Origin of the sequence: Gracilibacillus timonensis (assembly GCF_900086715.1) — a bacterium.
Taxonomy (GTDB): domain Bacteria; phylum Bacillota; class Bacilli; order Bacillales; family Amphibacillaceae; genus Gracilibacillus; species Gracilibacillus timonensis.
Window position 1 is genome coordinate 176,731 of sequence record NZ_FLKH01000011.1, and the last position, 16,964, is coordinate 193,694.

General features: G+C 41.7%; 16 protein-coding genes. 13 read left to right on the forward strand and 3 right to left on the reverse strand.

The window, feature by feature from the left end; genetic code table 11:
* The first annotated feature begins 73 nt into the window (after window positions 1-73).
* Window positions 74-1,339, forward strand: a complete 1,266-nt coding sequence (locus BN6556_RS08235) for a PTS ascorbate transporter subunit IIC (RefSeq protein WP_235817476.1) — start codon at window positions 74-76, stop codon at window positions 1,337-1,339.
* 12 nt (window positions 1,340-1,351) lie between these two features.
* Window positions 1,352-2,092: an SIS domain-containing protein gene (locus BN6556_RS08240; RefSeq protein ID WP_066189607.1), complete on the forward strand. Its 741-nt coding sequence runs from the start codon at window positions 1,352-1,354 to the stop codon at window positions 2,090-2,092.
* Window positions 2,093-2,183: 91 nt separating this feature from the next.
* On the opposite strand, the gene allB is transcribed toward BN6556_RS08240, so the two are convergent.
* Window positions 2,184-3,560, reverse strand: a complete 1,377-nt coding sequence (gene allB, locus BN6556_RS08245; RefSeq protein WP_066189609.1) for an allantoinase AllB — start codon at window positions 3,558-3,560, stop codon at window positions 2,184-2,186.
* 179 nt (window positions 3,561-3,739) lie between these two features.
* Between allB and BN6556_RS08250 the strand changes: the two genes are divergently transcribed.
* The 9 genes from BN6556_RS08250 to BN6556_RS08290 all read left to right on the forward strand — a co-directional run bounded on the left by BN6556_RS08250 (window position 3,740) and on the right by BN6556_RS08290 (window position 12,434).
* On the forward strand, window positions 3,740-4,963 hold the full coding sequence (locus BN6556_RS08250; RefSeq protein ID WP_066189611.1) for a M20 family metallo-hydrolase: 1,224 nt from the start codon (window positions 3,740-3,742) through the stop codon (window positions 4,961-4,963).
* Window positions 4,964-5,067: 104 nt separating this feature from the next.
* Window positions 5,068-6,123 carry an ABC transporter substrate-binding protein gene (locus tag BN6556_RS08255; protein WP_078059986.1) on the forward strand — a complete coding sequence of 352 codons (1,056 nt, stop codon included), beginning with the start codon at window positions 5,068-5,070 and terminating at the stop codon, window positions 6,121-6,123.
* Between the two features lie 64 nt (window positions 6,124-6,187).
* On the forward strand, window positions 6,188-6,997 hold the full coding sequence (locus BN6556_RS08260; protein ID WP_066189615.1) for an ABC transporter permease: 810 nt from the start codon (window positions 6,188-6,190) through the stop codon (window positions 6,995-6,997).
* Window positions 6,998-7,011: 14 nt separating this feature from the next.
* Complete coding sequence (locus BN6556_RS08265) at window positions 7,012-7,806, forward strand: ABC transporter ATP-binding protein (RefSeq protein ID WP_066189618.1); 795 nt, start codon at window positions 7,012-7,014, stop codon at window positions 7,804-7,806.
* A 15-nt stretch (window positions 7,807-7,821) separates the two neighbouring features.
* Entirely contained in the window at window positions 7,822-8,631 is an 810-nt protein-coding gene (locus BN6556_RS08270) for a carcinine hydrolase/isopenicillin-N N-acyltransferase family protein (RefSeq protein ID WP_066189621.1), read from the forward strand.
* Entirely contained in the window at window positions 8,632-9,951 is a 1,320-nt protein-coding gene (locus tag BN6556_RS08275; RefSeq protein WP_066189624.1) for an amidohydrolase family protein, read from the forward strand.
* 22 nt (window positions 9,952-9,973) lie between these two features.
* Window positions 9,974-10,657 carry a GntR family transcriptional regulator gene (locus tag BN6556_RS08280; RefSeq protein WP_066189627.1) on the forward strand — a complete coding sequence of 228 codons (684 nt, stop codon included), beginning with the start codon at window positions 9,974-9,976 and terminating at the stop codon, window positions 10,655-10,657.
* Between the two features lie 55 nt (window positions 10,658-10,712).
* Window positions 10,713-11,465: a maleate cis-trans isomerase family protein gene (locus tag BN6556_RS08285; RefSeq protein WP_066189629.1), complete on the forward strand. Its 753-nt coding sequence runs from the start codon at window positions 10,713-10,715 to the stop codon at window positions 11,463-11,465.
* 15 nt (window positions 11,466-11,480) lie between these two features.
* Window positions 11,481-12,434 (forward strand): 2-hydroxyacid dehydrogenase family protein, encoded by a 954-nt coding sequence (locus BN6556_RS08290; protein ID WP_066189631.1) that lies wholly within the window; start codon window positions 11,481-11,483, stop codon window positions 12,432-12,434.
* Window positions 12,435-12,533: 99 nt separating this feature from the next.
* Here BN6556_RS08290 and cstB read toward each other — a convergent pair whose 3' ends face one another.
* Both cstB and BN6556_RS08300 read right to left on the reverse strand, forming a co-directional pair.
* On the reverse strand, window positions 12,534-13,859 hold the full coding sequence (gene cstB / locus BN6556_RS08295) for a persulfide dioxygenase-sulfurtransferase CstB (RefSeq protein ID WP_066189633.1): 1,326 nt from the start codon (window positions 13,857-13,859) through the stop codon (window positions 12,534-12,536).
* A gap of 15 nt (window positions 13,860-13,874) precedes the next feature.
* Window positions 13,875-14,930 (reverse strand): DsrE/DsrF/DrsH-like family protein, encoded by a 1,056-nt coding sequence (locus tag BN6556_RS08300; RefSeq protein ID WP_066189635.1) that lies wholly within the window; start codon window positions 14,928-14,930, stop codon window positions 13,875-13,877.
* Between the two features lie 134 nt (window positions 14,931-15,064).
* Between BN6556_RS08300 and cstR the strand changes: the two genes are divergently transcribed.
* Both cstR and BN6556_RS08310 read left to right on the forward strand, forming a co-directional pair.
* Window positions 15,065-15,325 (forward strand): persulfide-sensing transcriptional repressor CstR, encoded by a 261-nt coding sequence (cstR, locus tag BN6556_RS08305; RefSeq protein WP_066189638.1) that lies wholly within the window; start codon window positions 15,065-15,067, stop codon window positions 15,323-15,325.
* A 505-nt stretch (window positions 15,326-15,830) separates the two neighbouring features.
* On the forward strand, window positions 15,831-16,931 hold the full coding sequence (locus BN6556_RS08310; RefSeq protein ID WP_066189640.1) for a GGDEF domain-containing protein: 1,101 nt from the start codon (window positions 15,831-15,833) through the stop codon (window positions 16,929-16,931).
* The last annotated feature ends 33 nt before the right edge of the window (window positions 16,932-16,964 follow it).

Below are 16,964 nucleotides of genomic sequence, written 5' to 3' on the forward strand. Positions count from 1 at the left end.
AAAAGTTCCGTTAAGCGAACTTTTTGGAGCGTATACGATTTAAGAAAGAGAGGGATAAAAAGTGGAATCAGTTATGAATTTTGTTATTGAAATTATCCGTGAGCCGGCCATCTTTTTAGGCTTAATCGCATTATTAGGTTTACTGTTATTGAGAAAAGATTTTTCGACGATTGTATCGGGTACAGCTAAGACGGTGATTGGGGTTGTGATTTTAACCCAAGGGACAAATATCTTGGTTAGCTCGATCGAACCCTTAACGGCAGGGTTTAACCTTATGTATGATATTCAGGAGTCTGAGGTCAATCCGGCAATGGGATCAGATCAAGTACTCAGTCAATATGGTACACAGATTGGAATTGCCATGTTGGTAGCCTTTGCGATCAACTTGCTAGTGGCCCGTTTTACTAAAATTAAACACGTTTTCTTAACCGGTCATATGCTGTTTTGGTTCCCGTTTGTTTTCGTTGCTATTGGGGTGGAAAATAATTTAGGGAACACCCAAATGATTATTTTTGCTTCGATTATGACGGCTCTATATATTATTATTGCGCCAGCATTATTACGTCCGTTTGTTCGGAAAGTAACAGGGTCAGATGATTTTATTATTGGGCACCCAACTACGATCTTATCACTTATTTCCGCAGGGGTTGGTAAGCTGTTTGGTAATAAAGGAAAGTCATCAGAGGATATCAAGTTTCCAAAGTCTACTGAATTTTTACGGGAAATCAGTATTACTTCCTCGATTACGATGTTTCTCGTTTATCTGGTAGTAAGTATTATTATCGGGTTTAACACGGCAACAACCACCTTTGGTGCCGAGCAGAATATCGTGATTTACAGCCTAATGCAAGGAGTTCTATTCGGTGCTGGTTTAACGATTTTATTACTTGGTGTGCGGATGATGCTTGCTGAAATTATTCCTGCCTTCCAAGGGATTTCGCAGAAATGGATTCCTAACGCAGTACCAGCACTGGATGCACCGATTTTATTCCCATATGCGCCGAACGCTGTGTTAATCGGTTTTATTGTATCAATGATTACATCGGTGGCAACGATTTTTATTACGGGAAGTTTAGGTGTTTTTAGTTTTGTAATTGTGCCACTTACCATTACTTGTTTCTTTGAGATAGGGACAGCCGCTATTATCGGAAACGGTACCGGCGGGTTAAAAGGTGCGATTGGAGGCTCAGCCGTGGCAGGGGTTGTGATGATACTGCTGGTAGGATTATCAGTACCTGTTTTAAATGGCACCATAGCCGATTGGATTGTGATCTTTGGTGGAAATGATTTCTCTCTATGGTCATTTATTGGTGATTGGATAGCGAAGATATTTGGATAGGATGGTGAGAAGATGACATACATGAAGGATTATCATGCAAAAATTACCGAGGCATTGGATTGGATCTTGGAGAAGGAAGAAAATGAAATTGGCGAGGCGGCTACATGTATGGCAGATGCCGTAATGGCTGGGCAGTCTATCTATTTATTTGGTGCTTCTCATGCTGGTATTGTTGCGGAAGACGCCTTTTATCGAGCGGGCGGATTTGCCTTATTTAATCCGATTTTCAGCCCAAGTTTGATGCTCAATGTAGAGCCAGTTACGTTGACCAGTCAATTAGAAAGACTGGAGGGATATGGCGATATCCTGTTAGATGCCAAGCCAGTAAAAGCAGGCGATGTGCTATTTATTCATTCTGTATCAGGTAGAAATCCGGTAGCGATTGATATGGCATTAGCGGCGAAAGAAAGAGGAGTAACGGTGATAAGCTTAACGAATGTAACTTACTCCAAACAAGTCTCCTCGCGCCATTCTTCTGGGAAACGTCTATTTGAAGTCAGTGACATCGTGATTGATAATGGCGGTGAACCAGGGGATGCCGTAGTGTCCATTCAATCTCTTTCGCAAAAGGTTGCTCCTATTTCGACTATAGTGGGAAGCTATACCATTCATTCGATTGTACTAAAGATGATTGAGATTTTTGAACAAAAAGGAACAGATATCCCGATTTTTCGAAGTGCTAATTTAGATGGCGGCGATGATTATAACGCGGGGTTATTTGATCGGTATCAAGACCAGATTCATTATATGTAAGCAAGAACACTCCTGTGCTGCTATGGCTCAGGAGTTTTTGCTGTTGACACAGATACTTAACAGGAAGGCTCTTCTTGGCTGCTCGGTGATGTCATTGCACAGCCGTTAAGGAATGGCTCCAATGCTCACCTTTTGGTTCACCAATAATCCCTTGATAGATAGAAAAAATCTGTTCTCCTCTCAGAAAAGTCCCGGTGACGCGTGTACCAATTTCCATGCCGATATAGGGGCTGTTTTTTGGATGTTTATAATAAAGATCTTCTGGCTGTATGGTATAGCTTTGACTAGGATCAAGCAATATTAGATCGGCGTCATAACCGGGTGCCAGCCTTCCTTTATTCGGAATGGAGAATCGTTCGGCTGGGTTGGTGGCGATAAGTTTAGCGAATTGGACGACGCTCATTCCTCGCTTATTAACGGCTAAGTCAAACATGAGGTCAACATTGTTTTGACAGCCGGTTATTCCGCCCATTCCCTCGAATATATTTCCCTTTTTTAAGGCAGGACTGCACGGAGAGTGATCAGAGCTCAGCCAATCAATGTCGCCATGGAGAAGAGACTGCCATAATGCTTCCTGTTCGGACGGATATCGAAGCGGCGGCTGACACTTGGCAACTGGACCAAGACGCATGAAATCTTCCGCATTCATTGCAAAATAGTGAGTACATGATTCTAATGTAATATCTACTCCTTCTTGTTTTGCTTGCTGGATTAATTGCACAGCTTCCCAAGAACTGACATGGACGATGTGGACAGGACATTCTGTTTCTTTAGCAAAATAAATAACACGAGATACTGCTTCCACTTCTGCCATGATCGGTCGGGAATCTACAAAATCATAGGTCGTTGTTTTTCCTTGTTTTATTTTCTTTAAAGCCAGACCATCTGTGATCTCGGCATTTTCACAGTGGATAAGCAGTATTTTGCCGAGCCCAGCAATCTTTCTCATTCCTTCCAATAGAGTGAAGTCATCAATGCTTTTGAAATCATCTGGTGTTTCCGCTTGATAGGTAGATAGGAAGCATTTAAAGGCTACAACTCCTGCTTCCGTCAATTCCTCCAGGTGTTCGAGGTTGTCTGGTGTTAAGGCACCATAAAAGGCGTAATCACTATAGTTTTTAGTCGATGCCTTATCTATTTTCTGTTGTAGGGCGTTTCGAGTAGCAGTAGTGGGCAATGCGTTCAGCGGCATATCAATATAGGTAGTCGTTCCACCTGCAGCCAGTGCCTTTGATCCCGTTTCAAATCCTTCCCACTCTGTTCTGCCGGGTTCGTTGATATGCACATGGGTATCAATCATACCTGGAAGTACATACTGTCCCTTCGCATCAATCACTTCATGTATAGACTGGTGCGGCTGGTCTTTGCTAATTCGTTTGATTTTCCCATCTATTATCTCCATATTTCCTTCGATGACGTCATCTTCTGTTACTATTTTTCCATTTATAATCATGCTCGCGTGTGACATATTGAAAAACTCCTTTTCCTTATCTAACTTACTGCTCATCATAATCAAGAACACGATAATTGCGAAGTAGTGTGTCAGCTAATGTAACAATGAACTTGAAGCATGATTGTTTTCATAAGATGATAGGTGCCATAACAAAATAGTTAAAACAGGTCAGTTTTTTAGAGGAGAGATATAGAATGTCTAGTTTGATTTTAGAAAAATTACAGTGGCTTGCCGGTTATGGCTGGGATGAGCAAGGGGGGATAACGAGACTGGTATACTCAGATGCTTGGCAACAAGCACAGCAGGCCTTGAAGACATGGTTAGAAGAAGAGGGTTTCAGTGTAGAAGTAGACGCTGCAGGGAACGTCATTGCGTGGATACCAGGTGCGGAATCACCAGATGAATGGATTATGACAGGGTCCCATCTAGATACAGTTGTCAGTGGAGGAATATATGATGGTCAATATGGCATTGTTGCTGGAGCCTTGGCTATAGCAAAGCTGGTAAAGGAATATGGAGCCCCAAAGAAAACCATAGCGGTAGTTGCCTTTGCTGAAGAAGAAGCAAGCAGATTTCCCTTTGCCATGTGGGGAAGCAAGAGTATGTTTGGAAAGGCAACGATAGATGATATCAAAGGAATTAAGGATACTGCTGGATTGTTGATGGAACAGGTGATAAAGGAATTGGGATACTCTGGTACACAAGAACCAAGAAAACAAGTAGAAGCCTTTGTAGAATTGCATATAGAACAAGGTAATGTGTTAGAGACAGAGGAGATCGATGTGGGTATTGTTCATAGTATTGTAGGACAGAGAAGGCTACGGATTACTGTTACAGGGGAGGCAAATCACGCGGGAACAACGCCAATGGCTTATCGCAAGGATGCAATGAAGACGGCAAGTCTAATGGTGAATCGTCTCTTGTCCATAGCAGATGAATGGGGGGATCCGCTTGTGGCAACGGTCGGCCAATTTGAATTAGAGCCAAATATTTCGAATGTCGTACCAGGTAGTGCCCATTTCACTTTAGACGTTCGTCATATTGATGAGCAATCGTTAGAAGAGGCAGCCAATAAAATGATAGCAGAAATAGAACTAATAGCGAAAGATCAATCCATCGAGGTAGCTATCGAGACGTGGTTTTCTTCACAGCCTGTGCAAATGAATGAACGGATTATCCAGCAGCTCATACAAAGCTGTAAGAAACAAAAGATCCCATATAAGTCCATGCACAGTGGTGCTGCCCATGACTCCCAAGTGGTAGCAACAACGGTACCAACAGCGATGTTATTTGTACCGAGTAAATCAGGAATCAGCCATTCGCCTTTGGAGTTTACGGAAGAAAAGAGTTTGATTCAGGGGATGGAGGTATTAGAAGATACCTTATTTCGATTAGCATATGAAGGTGACAAAAATTAAAAAGTTTGGGAAATTATATGACAAGGTGATTGCCGATCGTGCCATAAGTATATAAAAATAGAGATAACAAATAAACAAACACTTTTGTGTAGGAGGATGAATCGATGTTGAATCGAAGCCGTAATAGAGTTGGGTTGTGGGCAACTGTAGTAGGGTTAGTTTTACTTTTATTAACTGCTTGTGGAGGTGACCAAGGCGGTCAGGCAGATGCTTCTTCTGAAGTGTCGACAGCAGACAGCATCACCTTGGGTTATGCAACCTGTGCACACTGTTTACCGATGTCATTAACACCAGATTATGTGGAGGATATAGATGTAGAAGCAACAAGCTTTGCTTCAGGTAATGATGTACTGACAGCCTTAGTTTCCGGGAGTTTAGATGTAGCGCAAGTAACCTATCTTCATTACATTACTGCTCTGGATAAAGGATTTGATTTGGTCGCCATATCTGGTCAGATCAATGGAGGATCAGAGATCGTAGTAGGAAATGATGTACCTCTTGAGGCAGATGATTGGGATGGATTTAAAGAATTGATTGAAGAGCATAAACAATCTGGTGAGAAATTCCGTGTTGCTGCTTCCAGAGGGAATGCGCAGGATATTCACATGCGAGGCGAATTCATGCTGCATGGTATTGATCCCGTAGAAGACCTAGAGATTATTAATATTGCGAACCCTGCTGACCACGCAAGTGCTTTAGAGAGTGGAGAGGTAGACATGATTTCCACTGTAGAGCCATTCGCTTCACAGATTCGTCTAAGTGAAGCAGGGAAACATTTTGTCTATCCTTATGAACAGGATGCAGGTAATTTAACTAATTTAATCGTTACGCGCTCCGATGTGATTGAAGAAAAAGAAGATGCCATATATGAAGTAGTAGATGGCGTGGTGAATTTAGTAGACGGTCTAGAGGCTGATCCAGAACTTTGGGTAGACGTCTTAGGTGAAAATACTTCTTTAAGTGAAGAGGTTAGTAGAGAAGCATTGGAGAACTCTTTTCCAGATTATCAAATGCACTTGGAGGAAACACTGGCCATTGCAAACATGATGGAAGAGCTTAACTATATTCAATCTGATGTGACAGAAGAAGCGGAAGCGAATATGGACTATCGCTTTATTGAACAGGCGACGGGTAAAAGCGCCGAAGAATTAGGAAAGTAATAACGACAAATGGACGAAACGTTGCAAAGCGCCAAAGAGAAAACATATCAAAAGGGGAATGAACATGAAGCTGGCAGAGCAGACAACATCATTTTTATTAAAAATTATCGTCCCAGTTACTTTTATCTTGTTATGGGAGTTTTTATCAAGGGCAAGCATGATATCAAGTTCTTTGTTACCTGCCCCTTCCAGTATCCTAGCAGCTTTGATAGATTGGGTATTTGGAACAACAGGATTAGTAGAATCAAATAGTGGTCAGTGGCTGACGGACGCGGGAAATAGTGCACTGAGAGTACTGATTGGATACAGTATTGCGACAGTAGCAGCGATTGCTGTTGGTATTATGATTGGCTGGTGGAAGCCGATGGAGAAATTAGTAGAACCGACGATTCAAATGCTCCGTCCGATCCCACCAGTAGCATGGATACCGCTAGCTATTATTTGGTTTGGGATTGCCGATAAACCAGCGATATTTTTAGTTTTTCTAGCAGCGTTCTTTCCCATTTTAATCAATACGATTCATGGCGTGAAATCAGTTGATAAGAATCTGGTGCGTGCTGGAGGCATGATGGGGGCAAAACAATGGCACATCTTACGCTATGTTATTTTACCAGCAGCCCTTCCGAACATTATGGCAGGGATGAGGATTGGTATTGGTGCAGCATGGATGTTAACCGTAACGGCAGAGATGGTAGCTGTAAACAGTGGTTTAGGTTATGTGCTTTGGGATTCCTACTATTTCCTAAGATATGACTTGGTTATCGCAAGTATGATAAGTATTGGTTTACTAGGATTTTTGACAGATTTCGCCATTAAAAAAGCGAGTCAAGCATTACTTCCGTGGCAACGGGGAGCCTCGATTGAAAATATATAGGAGGAATGATAAAGATGGCTTTTTTAGAAATAGACCAAGTGGATAAGATATTTACAGACAAAAAACGTAGTACCGAGGTACAGGCGCTGAAAGACATTCAAATAAACATTGAAGAAAATGAATTTGTCTGCTTGCTAGGAGGAAGCGGGTGTGGTAAATCTACTTTGCTTAACTTGGTGGCAGGGTTTGAAAAGCCAACTACCGGTGAGATTCGTATGAACGATAAGAAGATAGATTCGATGGGGGCAGATCGAGGAATGGTCTTTCAACAGCCAACATTAATGCCTTGGTTAAGTGTGCAGAAAAATATCGCTTTCCATCTAAAACTAAAAGGTGCAAGCAGAAAGAAGAAAAAGGAAGAAGCGCAAAAGTATATTGATATGGTGGGCCTAACCGGTTTTGAAAAACATTATCCCCATGAATTGTCTGGAGGGATGAGCCAACGCGTAGGAATTGCAAGGGCACTTCTGCAAAATCCGGCCCTTATCTTAATGGATGAACCATTTGCGGCCCTTGATCCGTTTACGAAATCGGAAATGCAGGAAGAATTGGCTCGAATTTGGCAGGAGCATCAACGTACGATTATATTTGTCACCCACTCGGTGGAGGAAGCCTTGACGCTGGGGACGAAGGTCATTGTTCTAAGTAAACGTCCAGGTCGGGTGAACAAGATTATTGACCTTGATATGGAAAGGCCTAGGGATTCCACCTCCCCTATTTTTAACAAATATAAGCGTGAAATTTTAGCACTTATTGATCAGAATGAAGAGCAGCCTTCAGAGCAGGCGTCTATCCATCAAGTGATTTAAGGGGAGAATCATTCTATGTGTACGATGTTCATGAAACGTGATCAGGAAAATGCTTTGCTATTTGCCGCTAAAACGGTAGATACCCCAGATACGGTACTTACATTTGACTATCAACCAAGCTCGTTGCAACATAATGGCTATTTTTTCTTTAAAATGGGCTGGCAGGAAGGGATTAATTCTGGCATGAATGAAGCAGGGCTGGCGGTGCTCTCTTCTTATGCCAGCCTAACAGAACATCCACCTAGTAAGAATTCAGAATTGGTGGATACAAGAGGTACGGCCAATGAATATGTACTTCAACACTGTAGCCATGTACAGGATGGCCTGCAAACTCTAGAGCGGCAATTGCAACAGACGCCGAGTGATGTAGGTGGTATTCATTTTCTAGTCGATGCCAATTATACGATAGGCATCTTGGAACATGACCCTGTTACAAGAGAAATACAACAGCAAATAATAGCGGATAATTCGGTTATTCGAGCTAACCATCCGCTTTTATTAAAAGGGCGAGGAGCAGAAGGCAGTGACCGTAGCATGCGATATGAAAAAGCGACACAAGCAATAGAAAATATTCAAGGAAAAGCGTGGCTGGCGCATTTGCAAGAGTTGTTGAGTCAGCACGTAGCACCGGGTGAAGATCAGCTAGGTCAATTATGCATTCATCAGTTTGAAAATACAGGGTCAAGGAGCAAAGATCTTACGCCACATTCCACGGCGACTGCTTTAATCTTCGATGTGGCAAATAAACGATTTATCTACTCAGAAGGCTCTCCTTGTAATGGACAATGGAAGATACTATCAATGGATGAGAAAGTGGTGAGATAAGTGTTATTAATAAAGGGAGACATCATCACCATGAACGAAACAGGGGATATACTACCTCAAGGAGCAATGGTTATTAATGATGATAAGATAGAGGCAATTGGTGAGGAAGTGACATTAAAAAAACAATACCCTCAGGCAGAGATAGTGGATTGCTCCTCCATGATGATTATGCCAGGTTTTGTTAATCCACATTACCATGGCGCGCTGGTCGTCAATCGTGGAGTGGGTTCTGATACCGGTGTTCCGCCATTATACTCACGTAATGTTCCTCAGGGTGTGTTGTTAACAGAGGAAGAATGCGATTTATTTAATATTTTTGGTTATGTGGAGGCCCTTCGAGCAGGTAATACCTGTATAGCCTCTAACTACATCCAATCAATGAAAAGCATTACTGCTATGAAAGATTTAGGGCTTCGTGCTGTTATCAGCGAACGGATTCATAATATTGATTTTTTCAGGGTTCCTGAAGGGATCTATGCATTAGATGCGAAGGCGCAAGAAGAAACATTAGCCAAAAATATCGAGATAATCGATAAATGGCATAACCAAGCGAATGGCAGAATCACTTGTCATTTTGGACCGCATGCACCAGATACCTGTACCACGAATTTCTTAGCGGAAATCACCTCGCTTGCCAAGAGGTATGACGTGGGCATTACCACCCACCTTGCGCAAAGTAAGATGGAAGTAGCTGAGATCCAGCGAAGGGATGGGGTTACACCCGTACAATTATATCATGATTTAGGAATTCTAGGCTCTGGAACGGTAGCCGCCCATTGTATCCATGTCACAGAGGAAGATCAAGCGTTATTAGCCCAAACAAATACCAGCGTCGCCCACGTTCCAGAAGGGAATTTAAAAAAAGGGGATATCGCACCTATTGCAGCACTTGAAGAGAAGGGGGTCAATGTAGCGATTTGTACGGATTCGATGTCTGGAAGTATGTTTGAGTCGATGCGTTTTGGCTTGGCCGTACATCGGTTGTCATCAGGGAATAGGACAGAACCGAACCCTCGTCATATCTTGGAGATGGCAACACAAAAAGGCGCCAAGGCCTTAGGGATGGATCATGAGATAGGTTCATTGGAAGTTGGTAAGAAAGCTGATTTCATTGCAATTCATAAAAATAAGTTTCATATCGCTCCTATTGTTTCCAGATATGGAACGCTGGTTCATTCCGTGCAGGCCAGTGATGTAGCACATGTGTGGATTGATGGGGAATGGTGTGTGAAAGACAGTCATGTAGCAGGCATCGATGAAGGACAGTTGAGCAAGGAAGTACAGCAAATATCTGATCGATGTTGGAGCCGCTATCAATAAATGAAAACAAAGGGGGAGTAGAATGTCTCAATTTTCCATAGAAAAATCAAAGCCATATTATGACCAAGTTTATTATAAGATACGTGAAATGATTATCTTCATGGAATTAAAGCCGGGAGAACGCGTTTATGAAGCGCAACTGGCTCGGTTTTTCCATACTAGCCGGAGTCCGGTAAGGGAAGCTGTGAAGACTTTACGTAAAGAAGGATTACTTATTATCGATGATAAATCACGTATTTTTGTTTATGCCCCCACATTCGATGATATTATTCAAATTTATCAATGCAGAACCGTATTAGAGTCATTAGCCGCCAAATTAACCGCCCATGTAGCAACGGATTCTCAAATCAAAAAAATCGGTAAGGTGATAGAGCAAACTGAGTTGCTGCTGCCTGATGAAGTAGAGAATCGAGAACAATTGATCCGATTGAATACAGAGTTTCATCAGTTAATCATTCAATACAGTAAGAATCATTTACTGTATAAACAACTGGAATCTATTCATTCATTAAGTTTTTTCTTTCGTGTATTAAATTTCAAAGGTACCCACCGGGGGAAAGAGTTATTTGTGGAGCATGAACAAATTTATCAGTATATCAAACAACGAAACAGTGAAATGGCTGCGCAGGCGATGACCAAACATATTGAGAATGACTTAATCCATTTTTGTGAAATAAATGGAGAAACATATCAGGCAATCAAGTGAAGTGTTGTGCCGCAGGGATGTCCTATGGCCAGATAAAATAAGGGGGCAGAAAATAATGAGAACAGAACCTAAGAAGATAGGGATGCTGACACCATCATCCAATACGGTGTTAGAGCCAATTTGTATGGAAATGGTACGTGAATTACCCAATGTAACCTGTCACTTTTCTCGTTTTGAAGTGACCAAAATCTCACTGGAGGATGAGGCATTAGCTCAATTCGATTTTGAGCCGATGTTGCAGGCTGCGGAATTACTGGCACATGCGGAGGTGGATGTCATTGCCTGGAATGGTACATCTGGCGGCTGGCTGGGATTCGATGTTGATGTGAAGCTATGCAAAAAAATTGAAGAAAGAACGGGAATTCCAGCTACAACATCGATGTTATCTCAGGTAGAGGCATTTAAAGCTCATAATATCAAAAATATTCACCTGGTAACTCCCTATATTTCAGAGATTAATACCTTGATTGCTGAACAATATCAACAATATTGCGATATAGAAACCTTACAAGCGAGAGGACTAGGACAGACGGTCAACCGCTCCTTCAGTCAAGTCGCCGATGAAAAGATTGAAGCGATGATTCAAGAAGTGGCCGAAGAGCAAGTAGATGGTATTAGTATGGTATGTACGAATTTTCCTGGTATTACAAAAGTGGATTATTACGAAAAAAAATACGGCATTATTATTTATGATACGATCAATACTTTATTGTGGCAGTGTTTACGGATGATGGGTCAAGAAACGGATACCATCAAGGGTTGGGGAGGTATTTTTCATACTGGTCCGTTGGTAGTTAATAACTCATAGAAAGGGGTTTACGTAATGGCGAATATTTTTATTTCAGGGAAAATCCCTGAGGTAGGCTATGCATTGCTTGATGGTCATGATTTCGATGTGTACACAGGCGAAGAATTGATAACGGAGACAGAATTACTCGAACGGGTGCAAGATGTAGAAGCACTATTGACGCCATTATCGACAAAGATAACGCGACAAGTAATGGAAGCAGCTCCGAGTCTAAAGGTAATAGCCAACTTTGGGGCTGGTTTTGACAATATTGATATAGCAGCGGCAAAGGAAAGGGGTATTATAGTGACTAATACGCCAAAGGTTTCCACAGAGGCGACCGCAGAATTAGCACTTGGTTTGATGATCAGCTTAATGCGTCGTATTCCAGAAGGTGATCAATTATGCAGAACTAAAGGATTTAACGGCTGGGCACCGCTGTTTTTCTTAGGAAGGGAATTAACGAATAAGAAGCTGGGAATTGTAGGTTTTGGCAAAATCGGTCAAGCGGTAGCTAAGCGAGCGCAGGCATTTGGTATGGATATATATTATACAGGTCGTACACGTAAGCCTCAAGAAATAGAGGAAAGATATAACGCCACCTATCTATCCTTTGCTGAGCTTTTGGAGACAAGTGATGTCATTACTGTCCATTCAGCTTATACAGAAGATACGCATCATCTCTTTACGAAAAAAGAATTTGAACAAATGAAAGAAACGGCATACTTTCTTAACTTATCAAGGGGGCCAGTGGTAAAAGAAGTGGACCTTGCCGAAATACTGAAGGAAGAAGGTATTGCAGGAGCGGCGTTGGATGTGTTTGAGTTTGAACCAGAGATTACGGCAGAGCTTAAGTCAATGGACAATCTGGTTATCACACCGCATATCGGAAATGCAACGATCGAAACGCGTAATAATATGGCCAAGCTATCGGCCGAGAATATTTTAAAGGTGTTGTCCGAACAACCCGCGTTGACACCTGTGTTGTAGATGTTATTTAAGAAATACCACAACATAAATACCCCTGTATCAAGGTTAATTGGCACAGGGGTTATGATGGTCTGGAAGTTTACCACGAATGGACTATACTTAAATCCCTTGATATCCTTCCTTTACATGTACAATATGTTCAAACCCTTTTCGTTCTAAGAGGCCTACTGCGATCGAACTTCTTACACCCGATTGGCAATGTACATAAATCGGCTCCTGTTTATCAAAAGGTACGGGCTGATTTAATAATTGTCCATGTGGCAGGTGATGTGCTTGTGGCAAGTGTCCATCTGCCCATTCTGTTTCATTGCGGACATCTAACACATTCCCTTCGTCACCAGTGATGTCACGACTGTGTACATGTTGGGTGATGACTTCATCTTTGGGTGGTAGGTAGCCCTTGACTTGATCAAATCCGATCAATTGTAATACATGTGCAGCTTCTTGCACCTGCCAACTTTCACCGATAAGAACAGCCGGTTGATCATAATCGAGATACCAACCGATTTGATTAATAAAGTTTTTATCAAATGGAATATTGATACTGCCGCGTAGATGGCCGCCGTGATAAGCAGTACGTGAGCGAATATCGAACATTAACTCCTTGCGATCATCTACTTGCAAGGGGTATACCTGATATGGCTGGAAAAGGCGATGCCCATTTTGATTAAGCTCCTTCATATTGGCAAAGTGATGGGGTGGTGCTGGTTGATCTGCTGTTAATTCTTCGATAAAGGATTGCTCATCACGTTCTTGGAGGGCCCAGTTGGTTTGTTTCTCATATCCTAATGTAGACATAGGAACAGCACCTAATGATTTCCCACACGGGCTTCCTGCCCCATGACCAGGCCAGATTTGCAGGTGATTTGGCAATGCCTTCACGCGTTGAATAGATTGGAACATCTGCTTAGCACCAATTTCTGTAGAACCGGCGATTTGGACAGATTTTTCTAATAAGTCAGGGCGACCAATCGATCCGACAAATAGAAAGTCTCCTGTAAATATCCCCATTGGTACATCTGCTCCGCCTCCAACATCCGTTAAAACAAAACTGATACTCTCCGGGGTATGACCTGGTGTATGCCACACTTGCAGTTCAACATTGCCTACTTTAATGATATCACCGTCCTTTACACGCGTCGCGGGTCCTGGTAAATGGTTATAACTTAATGCTTGATCGCCTTCTCCAGAGATAAACATGTGCGCTCCCAGTTGATGGGACACATCACGAAGTCCTGAGGCAAAATCGGCATGAATATGTGTCTCGGTGACATGGGTAATCCGCAATCCTTCTTGCTCCGCAACCTCTATATAAGGTGTGACATTCCTAATGGGGTCAATAATAATCGCCTCACCTGTTCGTTGACAACCAACTAAATAAGACATCTGTGATAAATATTGATCATAGAATTGTTTAAAAAACATCATTAGCTCCCCTTTTTAAATAAATAAGTGGTGATCCGCGTGCTGTGTGTGCCCTATATAAGTACCTACTCCACCTAATTGTATCTCTGGACGTAATTCTTCTTGCGTGATGCCCATTACATCCATGCTCATCGTGCAGGCGATTAATGTAACATCTTGTTCAATCGCTTGATCGATTAGGGCAGGTAGGCTATCGACATTTTTCTTTCTCATCATAGCTTGCATCATTTTATTTCCGATACCAAGCATATTGAGCTTAGAGATCGGCATGTGTGCAGGTGTTTTTGGTAAAAATTTATCAAACCATTTGGCCATGCCTGTTTTTCTTACTTGTGATTTTTTTCGTTTCTTCAAAGCATTAAGCCCCCAGAAGGTGAAAAAGATTGATACATCCTTCCCGGCTGCCCTGGCTCCATTGGCAATTATCATCGCGGCTAAGGCCTTATCCAAGTCCCCGCTAAACAGTACAATCGTCGTTCCGTTTTTGGAAATCTGTGGATCCTGAGGTTTCCCCTCATTTTTTTGGATAACGGCGGTGACCTGGGTTTCGTCATGTTGCAGATCTACTAATGCGTGTCCCGTTTGCTGTGCCCAGCTTTGAACATCGCTGGCGAAACCGACATCGGTGACGGTCACCTCTAGTTGTTCGCCTATGTTAAGCAGTTGTATTTCCCGGTTGACATTTACAATCGGTCCGGGGCACTGCATGCCGCTATAATTAAGTTTTTTTCGCTGGGATTGAACGGACGATTTCTCGTTTACCTGTTTGTGATCGTCGGCGCTAAAAGAGCTATAACCTCCATCCAAGTTGACGACATCGAGACCTTGATCGGCTAAAAATTCTCCGGCCTGCTTACTGCGGTTTCCTGACTTACAGTAGATGTAGTATGATTTTGGCTCAGTCGGGTGTGTTTGTTCGATGGTGGATAAAGGAACAGAAATGGCTCCTTTGATATGGCCAAGTCGATATTCTTCCTCCTCGCGTACATCAAGCAATTGGTTATTTGCCCCTAAGCATTCTAAGTCTTCTTTACTAAAATCCTGAATCGGAATGGTTTTTAACTTCATTATATCCTCCTTCTAAAATACCTATAGGGGTATATTAATATAAAGAAATCATTTTGTCAAATACCCCATTAGGTATTTGACGTGGTTGCAGAAATCCAGTATATTTGCTTTACAGAATAAAAAAGGAGAATGTAGCAATGGAGTATAATCAAAAAATGATTAATCGTATCAAACGTGTACAGGGGCAATTGAATGGTGTAATCAAAATGATGGAAGAAGAACAAGATTGCAAAGAAGTAGTTACCCAGCTAAGCGCCTCGAAGGGATCCTTGCAGCGGCTGATGGGTGTGATTATAAGTGAGAATTTGGTTGAATGTGTGAGAGAAGCGGATCAAGAAGGAGCTTCTTCCCAAGAAATGATCAACGAGGCGATCGAATTGTTGGTGAAGAGTAAGTAAGGATGAGCGTATGATTGATGTGAAAATACTTGGAAGATCATTGTCTAATATACGAAAAGATGAATAAAATATTGGAAACAGGGGCAATGTTTTGAGAGAGGATAGTTCAGTCTTTTAAGTTGAGCACCTCTTTTTTTTATAACAATCTGTGTTTTCTGCTATATGAGATAAAGAGATTTTGGTGAAGCGAAATTAAACGTAAAAAGAAAAAAAATAAAAAATTCTTTACTATGGTTCTTTTTTTGATTTCAATAACCAATATTCCATGAAGTTTTCCCCTAACAGTCCGGTTAATTGATATGCTCGTAGGAGTTTTTATGTAGGTTAGAAAAGGAAGAATTGGTGGATAGCTATGTGCAAGTACGGTGATGGAAAACTGCTAGAAATTCCGTATTTCACCTGCGAATTTTGCTAAAAGTAGGTTACAATAGGGGAGGAGATTGTTCATTTCAACCTGCTGATAGCAATCTGACTCTAGGATAGAAAAAGAAAGGAGGAGGACTTAATGTTGGCGGTGATTAGTGATTTTTTCATTAACCTATGTATCATTATTGCCCTCCTTTTTATCTACTTACAAATCAGGTGGAAATTGAACTGGCAAGACAAGCCTTACTTTCAATTGAGTATTATAGATGGGGCTGTTGGTGGTTTGATGGGGTTTATCTTAATGAATTTTTCCATTGAGGTGTTAGGCGATACCTTAGTGGATTTACGTTTTATACCAGTACTGTTGGTAGTGATGTTTATCGGTCCTTATCCCGCTGTTATTAGTACGATACTAATTATCTTAGGAAGGTTTACACTAGGGATGACTACTTCCTCTGTTGCCTCGCTTATCTTAATGATAGCCTTAGTAACAGGATTTATTCTGATCAATCGATGGTACGAACCAAACCAGCAATCTTATAAAAAAGCGCTGCTGATGATTTTGTATTCTAATCTAATATTTACGATTATCATGTCTGCGCTCATTCAAGATGGGATGCTTTTAGCTCAGTTTATGCCTGTCTATTGGATAGTGTCTTTTATTTGTGGTTGGACAGCCGTTTTCTTCATGAAGTATATTCAACAAACGCAATACCTGTTAATGAAATATGAACAAGAATCGGCAACGGATTTTCTGACTGGATTAAATAATGTACGTCAATTTGCTGCGCTTTGGAATAGACTAGCAAGTCATGCTCGAGAGAATGGCGAACAATTATCGCTGTTGGTCTTGGATGTGGATTACTTTAAGCAGGTGAATGATACTTATGGTCATGCAGCGGGAAACTATATTTTGACAGAACTAGGTGTGATTTTTAAAAATGCGACACGTTCACTGGATGTAGTTTCTCGCAATGGAGGTGAGGAGTTTTCGATTATTTTGCCGAATTGTCCACATCAACAGGCTTTAGCAACGGCCGAGCTTATACGCAGTAATGTTGAATCTCATTCTTTTGCTATATCCTCCGCTTTTTCCATTAAGATCACCATTTCTATTGGGGTTGCCACCTATCCAGATACCGTAAATGATCCGGTGCGTATTGTCCGTATGGCAGATGAGTGTCTCTATCAAGCAAAGCATCTGGGGAGAAATAGGGTTTGTGATCGAGTGGAAAGCTGAAGGCAGACTGTTGTCAATGGGGACGTTACAGAT